An 11,264-nucleotide genomic window follows, 5' to 3' on the forward strand; every position below is an offset into this window, starting at 1 on the left:
AAAAAAGTCGACCTTTGGGTCGACTTTTTAGTTTCTGTACATGATGCGCTAATTGTTAGTCATTCTTTGATTTAACGAATTGAGAAATGACAACAAAACCGAAAGCAATCAAGTTACCCGCAAAGATAATCACTAACCATTGTGGCATTGAAAGCTCTAAAAACTGCCACACAACCTTGCTGCAGTCGCCGTAAGCTTCAAACATCCACGGAGCCCATTGGTTTAAAGGCGCCCAGCTTGGGAAGGTTACGAACAGATCACAAGTAGCAAAAGGAGAAGGATTAAACTGGTAGTCAACGTGTTCTAAAGCCAGCATCAAACCTTTGTATGCGCCAAGTCCCCACCCAGCAAGACCTAACCAGCGTGATATTGGGTTATGAGGGGCGATAGCACCAATGATTGCAGCAAGACCGATAGCAAGCATAGCAACGCGCTCATAGATACACATTACGCAAGGACCAAGCATCATTACGTGTTGAAAGAAGAGAGCGCATGCCTCAAAAAAGACAATAAAAGCCAACAGTAAAAGCCAAGATAAACGTCCCTTAGAGAAGTCTTTGAGCATTGCAAAAAAGTTCACGAATTTAATCCCGTTTATAAAATAAAAAAGCCCTGATTACTCAGAGCTTTTTATCTTGGATAAGTTTCCTAATCAACTAATATTTTTGATTAGTTAGATACACTTATTGTGCTTTACAACACAAAGTTGGATTAGTGGCCACCTGAGATAACGGGAGCAACGACTTCACCAGTGCGTTGAATGATCCAACCAGCATCGTAGAACCATGCTGTCATTGGCTCTACGAAGAACACAATGCCTGCTAGGCCAACCAGTGCCAATACGATGGTGTATGGCAGCGCCATGATAACCATGCGACCGTAAGACAATCGAATTAACGGAGCAAGTGCTGATGTTAATAGGAATAGGAATGCAGCCTGGCCGTTTGGCGTAGCAACAGAAGGTAGGTTAGTACCTGTGTTGATAGCAACAGCAAGTAGGTCGAACTGGTCACGAGTGATGATGCCTTCTACTAATGCAGTTTTCACTTCGTTGATGTAAACCGTACCGACGAATACGTTATCTGAAACCATCGATAGAATACCGTTGGCAACATAGAAGAGAGCGAGTTGTGCACCTTTATCTTCAACGTGAAGTACTGCATCGATTACTGGCTTAAATAAAGCTTGGTCGATGATTACAGCAACAACCGCGAAGAAAACGGCAAGAAGTGCAGTAAATGGCAGAGCTTCTTCAAAGGCTTTACCCATAGAGTGCTCTTCAATAACACCTGTAAATGCAGTTGCTAAGATGATTACAGAAAGACCAATTAAACCTACTTCAGCAACGTGAAGTGCAAGGCCAACAATCAGCCAAACTGCGATTGCACTTTGAACCCATAGCTTTGCTACGTCTTGCTTTGTACGGTTTGCACGTTCTTTGTTGTCAAATTCAACCAAGATTTGGCGAACATTCGTTGGTAGCTCTGCGCCGTAACCAAACACTTTGAATTTCTCTACAAGTGCACAAGTTAGAATGCCGCAGAAGAAAACAGGCAGTGTTACTGGCAGCATACGGATGATAAATTCACCGAACTCCCAACCCGCTTGTTTAGCAATTACCAAGTTTTGTGGTTCACCTACCATGGTCATTACACCACCCAGTGCGGTACCAACACCGGCATGCATAAGCAGTGAACGTAGGAAAGCACGGTAGTTTTCTAGGTCATCACGAGTTAGCTCAGAGATCTCTTCATCATGAGTATGATCGTGTGCAGACGTTGTGCCCTTGCCCGATGCAACCTTGTGGTAGATGGAGTAGAAGCCAACTGCAACGCTAATTACTACGGCGATTACTGTTAGTGCATCTAGGAACGCTGATAAGAACGCAGCAGCGACACAGAAAGCAACAGAGAGCAAGATTTTTGATTGGATGCCAAGCAGGATCTTCGTGAAAATGAACAGAAGTAGTTCTTTCATGAAGTAGATGCCAGCAACCATGAATACAAGTAAGAGTAATACTGGAAGGTTTGCTTGTAGCTCATGATAAACCATTTCTGGTTTGGTCATGCCAATGGCGACGGCTTGAATTGCCAATAAGCCACCCGGTTGAAGAGGGTAGCATTTTAGAGCCATAGCTAGGGTGAAAATAAACTCAACCACCAATAGCCAGCCCGCAACAAATGGGTCAACTAGGAAGAAAACAAACGGGTTGATGATTAAAAAGGAAATGATGGCAAGTTTATACCAATCAGGAGCTTTACCAAGGAAGTTCTTGATAAAAGCGTTTCCGAGAGACATCGGCATGTTAATACTCTTTTATGTTGATTATGAATAGACAAGCAATACAACATTTTGAGAATCGAGCTATAGAAATTGTTAAAAACTATAACTAACAGTGACTTAGAAAAACTACATTCCATGTAATGTTCTGTGGTCTTGCCAAGTCACTCCCTTAGAAACTCAAGCACTGCTTATTTTTGAGCGCAACTCTACTCTTCGATAACATTTAGTCAACAGGAAAAGCCCTGTAGCACTAAAAATACCTCTTTTTTGTTGAGAAACGCGATCAAAGTAGCGCAAGCATACCACTTAAAATGTGATAAAAACCGACTAGAATCAATATTTCAGCGAAATGATTGAAATTTACAGAATAAAGACGGTTTATATATGATTATTACAACTTAATATTGCAAATTAATAACTTTGAAAATATGACTAATCTCATTGATTTAAAAGAAAATTTATTGTGTTAATGGTTTGTTGAAATGGTGATTTATAGTCGCTTGCTTTCCAAACCTAGGGTGCAAACGTGTGCTGAACTTTAGAGTTTTAACTCTATTGCTATTTTGAGTGAGTAAAATTTTTGCGGGTGTTTCCGCTAGGTGTGAACTAGTGGTATGATGAGTAAATTAGAACAGAATAATTAAATTGGATTGAAGTGTAGATGGTCATTAAGGCGAAGAGCCCGGCAGGATTTGCAGAAAAGTATATCATTGAAAGTATTTGGAATGGCCGTTTCCCTCCAGGTTCTATCTTGCCCGCAGAGCGTGAGCTTTCTGAGCTGATTGGTGTTACACGTACTACGCTTCGTGAAGTACTACAACGTCTTGCTCGTGATGGTTGGTTGACAATCCAGCACGGCAAACCCACTAAAGTTAACCAGTTTATGGAAACCTCAGGTCTTCATATCCTTGATACGCTAATGACGTTGGACGTTGATAACGCAAGCAAAATGGTAGAAGACCTACTTGCTGCCCGTACTAATATCAGCCCGATCTTTATGCGTTATGCATTTAAAGCAAACAAAGAAGCTTCAGAGCGTACTATCAGTAACGTGATTGAATCTTGTGAAGCGCTACTTGCGGCACCGACTTGGGATGAGTTCTTAGAATCGTCGCCATACGCTGACAAGATCAAACAAGCGGTAAAAGAAGATTCAGAAAAAGATGAAGCGAAACGTCAGACGATCTTAATCGCGAAGACTTTCAACTTCTATGATTATATGCTTTTCCAACGTTTGGCATTCCACTCAGGCAACCAGATTTACGGCCTAATCTTTAACGGTGTGCGTAAACTGTATGACCGTATCGGTAGCTACTACTTCTCTAACCCAGAAGCACGACGTTTAGCGATGGACTTTTATAAAGAGTTGTTCATTATCTGTGAAAGTGGTGAGCGCGAAACTTTGCCATTAGTGATTCGTAACTACGGTATCGCAAGTGCACAAGTTTGGAATGAAATGAAAACGACATTGCCAACGAACTTCACTGAAGACGACAGCTAAGCTATAGGTTTACTATTGTTGCTCCTGTTTAGTCAGTGACGTAAAGAAAACGAAAAAGCGGCGAGATAATTCAATTATCTCGCCGCTTTTTATTTATCTGTCGTTGCTAGAAAATTACCCGTGGGGCATTAATTTACCTACGAGTAGTTACTTACCTATGACGAGTAATTTATCTATGAGTAGCGACTTAACCCGCAAACTCTTCTGAGTCTGGACGGTTGGTAAATTGCACACCGTTTAGAAAATCGCAAAGTAGTTGGTCTTCACACACTTTGTAGTTTTTGTTTTCTGGCTTGCGGAAGTAAGCGCCGATTTCGTACTTGCTCAAGCTAATGCCAACCACTTCTAGTACGTCCAAAACATCTTCTGCTTTCATGTTTAATGCGATGCGAAGCTTCATGAAGATCATGTTGTTCGTCAGTGCAACTTCAGGTTTAGGTTGCTCGCCTTCTTTTTTGCCACGCTTAAGGTTGATGAAACCATTTAGGAATACCGCTAACTCTTTGTCTTTCATCTTAGAGCATGACTTGTCGTTGTCGTCTTTTAGCCAGTTAATCACTTGGTCATGAGCAACGGTCACATCAGCTTGTTCGATAGCTTTGATGATTTGTGCATTTTTAAGGTTTAGTGCGTGTTGAATACGACGCAAGATTTCGTTGTTAGTCACTGGGGATTCCTAAAAAGGGTTTTAGAGTAAAGAGGTGTTGGTTAGTCCATTATCGTCGACAAACCAATTTCTACTCTACATAGCATAGTTGACGGCGACTCTAACAGAGAACGTAAATTTTCGGTAGATATAAAAAATCCCCAATGCTTATTAACTCTTTCAAGTTATAAGTGCATTAGGGATTTAGCGATGAGTGCTTGTTATCTGACTGAAATCAGAATTACATTACACGCATACCAGGTTGTGCACCTTCGTGTGGCTCAAGGATCCATAGGTCGCTGCCGCCAGGGCCCGCGGCTAGGATCATGCCTTCAGACATACCAAACTTCATCTTACGAGGTTTTAGGTTTGCTACCATTACAGTTAGCTTACCTTCTAGCTCTTCAGGTTTGTATGCTGATTTGATACCAGAGAATACTTGGCGAGTCTCACCACCGATGTCCAGTTGGAACTTCAGTAGTTTGTTCGCTTTTGGTACTTCTTCACAAGAGATGATACGAGCAATACGCATGTCTACTGCAGCAAAGGCATCGAACTCAATCTCGTCTGCGATTGGCTCTTTGTCTAACTCAGTTTGGCTTGCTTGCTCTTTTTCAGCTTCTGCTTTTTCTTTCGCTGCTGCTTCAGCGGCTGCATCTTCTTTAGAAGACTCAACCATTGCTTCCACTTTCTTAGGATCAATACGGCTGAATAGCGCTTTGAACTTAGTGATCTCGTGATCAGTTAGCGGAGTAGCAATCGCTTCCCACGTTAGCTCTTCGTTTAGGAAAGCTTCAGTGCGAGCCGCAAGCTCAGGCATCACAGGTTTCAGGTAAGCCATTAGTACGCGGAATAGGTTGATACCAACAGAAGAAACTTCTTGAAGCTCTTTCTCTTTACCTTCTTCTTTTGCAAGAACCCAAGGTGCTTTCTCATCGATGTACTGGTTAGCTTTGTCTGCTAGTGCAGTAATTTCACGGATAGCGCGGCTGAACTCACGAGTTTCGTATAGCTCACCGATACGCTCAGCAGCAGCAACGAATTCGTTGTAAAGTTCTGGTTCGGCAAATTCAGCAGAAAGCTTGCCTTCAAAACGCTTAGTAATGAAGCCAGCGTTACGAGAAGCTAGGTTAACAATCTTGTTTACTACGTCAGCGTTTACACGTTGAGTGAAGTCTTCAAGGTTAAGGTCAAGGTCATCGATGCGGCTGTTTAGTTTCGCAGCGTAGTAGTAACGTAGACACTCAGGGTCTAGGTGGTTTAGGTACGTGCTTGCTTTGATGAATGTGCCTTTCGACTTAGACATCTTCGCACCGTTCACTGTTACGTAGCCGTGTACGAATACGTTGTTTGGCTTACGGAAGCCTGCGCCGTCTAGCATTGCTGGCCAGAATAGGCTATGGAAGTAAACGATGTCTTTACCGATGAAGTGGTAAAGCTCAGTTGTGCTGTCTTTCTTCCAGTATTCATCGAAGTTTAGATCGTCACGCTTGTCACATAGGTTCTTGAAAGAAGCCATGTAGCCAACAGGTGCGTCTAGCCATACGTAGAAGAACTTGTCTTTTTCGCCTGGGATTTCAAAGCCAAAGTAAGGTGCATCACGTGAGATATCCCACTGTTGCAGACCAGACTCAAACCATTCCTGCATTTTGTTTGCAGTTTCATTCTGTAGAGAGCCAGAACGAGTCCACTCTTTAAGCATGCTTTCGAACTGAGGTAGGTCGAAGAAGAAGTGCTCAGAGTCTTTCATTACTGGAGTTGCGCCAGAAACCGCCGATTTAGGGTTAATCAGTTCAGTTGGGCTGTATGTCTCACCACAGTTATCACAGTTATCACCATACTGGTCTTCTGACTTACACTTAGGGCAAGTACCTTTTACGAAGCGGTCTGGTAGGAACATCTCTTTCTCAGGGTCGAAAAGCTGAGAAATAGTACGGCTAGAAATGAAGCCGTTCTTTTTAAGTTCCAGGTAGATGTGAGAAGCCAGTTCACGGTTCTCTTCGCTGTGTGTGCTGTGGTAGTTATCAAAGCTGATATCAAAGCCAGCGAAGTCTTTTTGGTGCTCTTCACTAACAGCAGCGATCATCTCTTCTGGCGTGATACCCATCTGTTGAGCTTTAAGCATAATTGGCGTGCCGTGAGCATCGTCAGCACAGATGAAGTTTACAGTGTTGCCACGTAGACGCTGGTATCGAACCCAGATATCAGCTTGGATATGCTCAAGCATATGGCCAAGGTGAATAGAGCCGTTAGCGTACGGAAGCGCACAAGTTACCAAAAGTTGTCTTGGATCAGTTGCCATACTTAATAATTCGCTTTTTTGATAGGTATAAATTTTGAGAGGTAATACTACTTTATAACGTGTGATACGCCAAGGTATCAGACAAAGGATTCCCCTAGTTTTTTAGGGGTTCAGTCTTCATCTCGTGGGTGATAGCATAAATAAAAAAGGAGCCCCAATGCGTAACTTTACTTCTAAGCAAGATTTCTGTTCATGGTTGAATGAGTTCGAGTCACCAATCCTCATCCCAGAGTGGGCGCTACACCAAAATATTGTCTCGGTTGATCCGCGTGGATCATTTGTTATCACCTTACCTTTTGCTGCTAATCAGCTTGCGGTTGAATTGGAACAGTGGATCCACTCTCAGATTGAACAACAGCTTGTTAGCGCTTTTCAGTTTGAAGTAAAAGTGAAGCCGTCTGCGCTGGAAACCACAGTCGCGACACCTTTGAAGGGCGTTAAGAACATTATCGCCGTGACGTCGGCAAAGGGTGGAGTGGGTAAATCGACCACTTCTGTAAACCTTGCTCTGGCTTTATCTAAGTCAGGTTCAAAAGTGGGCTTATTGGATGCAGATATCTATGGTCCATCAGTGCCTATGATGCTTGGCCAACTAGACGCAAAACCAGAAGTACAGAACAATAAATGGATGATGCCAATCGAGGCTCATGGCATTTTCACTCACTCTATTGGCTATCTTGTGTCGAAAGACGATGCGGCAATCTGGCGTGGTCCTATGGCAGCGAAGGCTTTGGGGCAGCTAGTTAATGAAACTGTATGGCCAGAGTTGGATTACCTTGTTATCGACATGCCACCGGGCACCGGTGATATTCAGCTGACGTTGTCGCAACAGATCCCAGTGACGGGCGCAGTAGTGGTGACCACCCCTCAAGATTTGGCATTAGCGGATGCGCGTAAAGGCGTAGCGATGTTTGATAAGGTGAGTGTGCCAGTCGCAGGCTTAGTTGAAAACATGAGCTATCATATTTGTAGTCACTGTGGTGAGAAAGAACATATCTTTGGTGCTGGTGGTGCAGAAGCGATGTCAGAAGAGTTTTACCTCGATATCTTGGCGCAAATCCCTCTTCATATTGACGTGCGAGAAGATATTGATGCTGGTTGCCCGACGGTGATTCGTCGTCCTGATAGTGAACATACACGTCACTACCTAGAGCTCGCAGAAAATGTGGCTGCGAAAATGTTCTGGACAGGGAAAGCAAGGCCAGAAGCGATTAACTTCTCTATGGTTGAATAGCGCAAGTTAATTACTGGGTCGTTTAAATACAGTTTGGATTAGATAAACAACGGTTGGATTGGGCAGATAGCCATTGGGCTTGTGCAAATAGTTGTAGGCAAGTTATTTGAAAGCAAACGATTGTTTTAAGTAAATGTATTGAGATCATCAATTTGACTGCAATTAGCTAAAATCGCGACTAGAATCTATGTGCTTTAGCCCCTATAATCAGGCGGTTTATCTCTTCCCACCACCAAACCATATCGGGTGCAAAATTAATGTCTGATAATAATCAATGTGTCATCGTAGGTATCGCTGGCGCTTCAGCTTCAGGAAAAAGTCTGATTGCTAGTACAATTTATAATGAATTGCGCGAAAAAGTAGGCGACCATCAAATTGGTGTTATCACGGAAGATTGCTATTACAGCGACCAAAGCCACTTGAGTATGGAAGAGCGTGTTAAAACTAACTACGATCACCCAAATGCACTAGATCATGATCTTTTATGTGAACATCTACAGCAGCTAATGAGTGGCAACGCCGTAGAAGTTCCTGAATACAGCTACACAGAGCACACACGTACTTCTGAAACGACTACACTTACTCCAAAGAAAGTGATCATTTTAGAGGGTATTCTGCTTCTAACAGACCCGCGTCTTCGTAAACTAATGCACGCAAGTGTGTTTATGGATACACCATTAGACATCTGTCTACTACGTCGTGTTAAGCGTGATGTAGAAGAGCGTGGTCGTACAATGGACACTGTACTTAAGCAATACCAAGAAACAGTACGTCCAATGTTCATGCAGTTTATCGAGCCTTCAAAACAACATGCAGACATCATCGTTCCTCGTGGTGGTAAAAACCGTATTGCGATTGATGTACTAAAAGCGCACATTGCGAAGTTGTTGAAGTCTTAATCGAATAAAATTTTGCCTAAGTGACTCACTTAGCTTTATTTTTTACTGAATCAGTGGCACTTTTATAGTGCCACTTTCTTTTGGAATCTAAGCAAGGAATATGCGGATGAAGAAACTACTCATTTTCATAGCTGTACCAGTGTTTGTTGTCGTTGCAGCAATTCTGGCACTAGTGCTGTTAGTGAATCCCAACCAATTTAAGCCATTAATTGTCGAACAAGCCCAAAAACACACCGGCCTAGAGCTTGTGATTGAAGGGGATATCAGCTGGCAATTCTTCCCATCCATTGGCTTTGAACTTGGTCAAACTGAATTACGTAACCCTGAAGGGTTCACCCAACCAAACCTATTTAAGGTTGATACCGTTGGCGTTGATGTTTCGGTTACTCCGCTATTTAGCAACCAACTAGAGATAGGCAACATTACTCTAGATGGTGCAGAATTTTACTTAGAAACGCTTAAAGATGGTCGTAAGAACATTGATGCGCTAACGCAAGCTTCAGCGCCCCAAGAGTCTGAGTCTGTAGCCGACACAAGTTCTGAATCCGCGCCTGCACCTCAAGAGCAAACTACCACAGACGCATCGGGTTGGACGATCAACCTTGCAGGTGTAACTGTCTCAAACGCATTGTTTGAAATGGACGACAAGCAAGCGGGTTCATTCACTAAGCTATACGATGTGTCTTTGAACCTTTCTGAGTTTGCCGTTGATACATGGACAACCGCGACATTTGCGGCTTCTGGTGAAAACAACCAACAGAAGTTCTCAGCGGAGGGCAGTGCCGAATTCAAATTAGCTGAAGGCTTTGCAAGTTACGCACTTCGTAACATTGATTTAAACGCTAAGTTCAATGATCCAGCGACGTCGATTGAGTCAGTAAAAATTGGCTTGAATGCGTTTGAGTTCGATAAGGTCAACCAACTGACTTACGCTGTAATCGGTAATGCAGCGGGTCTTGACCTTGATCTTAAAGGTGGCGGTGAACTTACGGTTGATAGCGCGATCTCAAAAGTAACGTTGAACAAATTGACGTTAGACTCAACATTCAAAGGCGACACGCTTCCTCAGTCTCCAATGAAAGTCGACATGCTGTCTGACTTAAGCTTTGATCTTAACAAGAGCCACCTGAGCTTTGTGTTAGAGAAGCTACAAGCTAACGCTATTGCATTAGACGGTAAAGCAGACGTAACCCTATCTGAAATACCAAAGGTGCGTTTCTCTCTTCATAGTCCGAACATCGACCTTGATGAGTTCTTAGGCTTAGGTAATACAACAGAAACGGCGAGCACGGCTCCCTCTGAGTCTGCTGGTGGTTCAACGTCAAACTCAGGCAGCTCTGCACCTGCGAAAGAAGTAGAACCTGATCTGTCGGCACTGAAAACATTAGATGTGAAAGGTGACATCACGATTGATAAGTTTAAGGCGAACAATGCGAAAATGCAGAATGTTAAAACAGCATTCTCGGTTAACCGTGGTATCGCAGAGCTTACCTCATTCACATCGAACCTTTACCAAGGCTCTATTTCTGCGACAGCTAAGTTAGACGCACGTAAAACACCAGCGACTTACACAGCTAAGAAGAAAATCAAAGGTGTGAAAGTTCAGCCGTTACTGGTTGATGTTGCAGATAACGATATGCTGGAAGGTACCGGTAATATCGATGTCAACGTGAAAGGTAAGAGTCTGACTCCGACGGGTATCAAGAAAAACCTAGTCGGTACTATCGCGATTAACTTTGAAGATGGTGCAGTTAACGGCATCAACGTAGCTCAACTGATTCGTGAGAATTACGCGAAGATCAAAGGCGAAAAAGTTGAAAGCACAAATGAAGCTCAAAAAACGGACTTCAGTGCAATGAAAGCGACGCTGAAGGTCAACAAAGGTTGGGTTTCAACAAACGACTTATCAGCACAGTCGCCACTGTTACGCGTGACAGGTCAAGGTAAAGCAAACTTCATCAATGAGACGGTCGACTTCCTTGTACGTACATCAATTGTGGGTTCACTTGAAGGTCAGGGCGGTAAGAGCATTGACGACCTGAAAGATGTGACCATCCCAATTAAGGTAACTGGCCAGTGGGCTGACCCGAAATTCGCACTTGTTTTTGATGATGTGTTGAAACAGAAAGCACAGAAAGAAATTGACCGTGGTGTGAACAAGCTAACGGACAAGATCAAAGACGAGAAAACTAAAGAAGCAGTCGATGGTTTATTGAAAGGTTTCTTTAACTAAACGTTTCTAACTCGTATATAAAAGAAGCGCCATTCCTGTTGTAGGAATGGCGCTTTTTTTTGGATGCTTATAATACTTTCGAGAGATTCCCTATGACACTCGACCCTCGTTCTAGGGAATAATGAAATGGACCCACCCTTCTAAACGGCGTCGCAATGCGCCAAGA

The 11,264-nt window shown here is 43.1% G+C and carries 8 protein-coding genes; 4 read left to right on the forward strand and 4 right to left on the reverse strand.

Translation table 11 applies throughout. The features are described 5' to 3' along the window. Nucleotides 1–55 precede the first annotated feature (55 nt). Both dsbB and nhaB read right to left on the reverse strand, forming a co-directional pair. Nucleotides 56–565, reverse strand: a complete 510-nt coding sequence (gene dsbB / locus ACED45_RS19685; protein ID WP_086713014.1) for a disulfide bond formation protein DsbB — start codon at nucleotides 563–565, stop codon at nucleotides 56–58. 146 nt (nucleotides 566–711) lie between these two features. Beyond that, nucleotides 712–2,304 (reverse strand): Na(+)/H(+) antiporter NhaB, encoded by a 1,593-nt coding sequence (gene nhaB / locus ACED45_RS19690; RefSeq protein ID WP_048659726.1) that lies wholly within the window; start codon nucleotides 2,302–2,304, stop codon nucleotides 712–714. Nucleotides 2,305–2,944: 640 nt separating this feature from the next. On the opposite strand from nhaB, the gene fadR reads away from it, so the two are divergent. Then, nucleotides 2,945–3,784: a fatty acid metabolism transcriptional regulator FadR gene (gene fadR, locus ACED45_RS19695; protein WP_017062161.1), complete on the forward strand. Its 840-nt coding sequence runs from the start codon at nucleotides 2,945–2,947 to the stop codon at nucleotides 3,782–3,784. Between the two features lie 187 nt (nucleotides 3,785–3,971). Here fadR and ACED45_RS19700 read toward each other — a convergent pair whose 3' ends face one another. Both ACED45_RS19700 and metG read right to left on the reverse strand, forming a co-directional pair. Beyond that, entirely contained in the window at nucleotides 3,972–4,451 is a 480-nt protein-coding gene (locus ACED45_RS19700) for a DUF1456 family protein (protein ID WP_010437231.1), read from the reverse strand. Nucleotides 4,452–4,671: 220 nt separating this feature from the next. Continuing rightward, entirely contained in the window at nucleotides 4,672–6,732 is a 2,061-nt protein-coding gene (gene metG / locus ACED45_RS19705) for a methionine--tRNA ligase (RefSeq protein WP_060982307.1), read from the reverse strand. A 157-nt stretch (nucleotides 6,733–6,889) separates the two neighbouring features. On the opposite strand from metG, the gene apbC reads away from it, so the two are divergent. The 3 genes from apbC to ACED45_RS19720 all read left to right on the forward strand — a co-directional run bounded on the left by apbC (nucleotide 6,890) and on the right by ACED45_RS19720 (nucleotide 11,098). After that, entirely contained in the window at nucleotides 6,890–7,966 is a 1,077-nt protein-coding gene (gene apbC, locus ACED45_RS19710; RefSeq protein ID WP_009848619.1) for an iron-sulfur cluster carrier protein ApbC, read from the forward strand. Nucleotides 7,967–8,223: 257 nt separating this feature from the next. Next, nucleotides 8,224–8,865: a uridine kinase gene (udk, locus tag ACED45_RS19715; protein ID WP_004734002.1), complete on the forward strand. Its 642-nt coding sequence runs from the start codon at nucleotides 8,224–8,226 to the stop codon at nucleotides 8,863–8,865. A 106-nt stretch (nucleotides 8,866–8,971) separates the two neighbouring features. Next, nucleotides 8,972–11,098, forward strand: a complete 2,127-nt coding sequence (locus tag ACED45_RS19720) for an AsmA family protein (RefSeq protein WP_371714826.1) — start codon at nucleotides 8,972–8,974, stop codon at nucleotides 11,096–11,098. Nucleotides 11,099–11,264: the final 166 nt, after the last annotated feature.

Origin of the sequence: Vibrio crassostreae, from assembly GCF_041439375.1 — a bacterium.
In the GTDB taxonomy this organism is placed as follows: Bacteria; Pseudomonadota; Gammaproteobacteria; order Enterobacterales; family Vibrionaceae; genus Vibrio; species Vibrio crassostreae_D.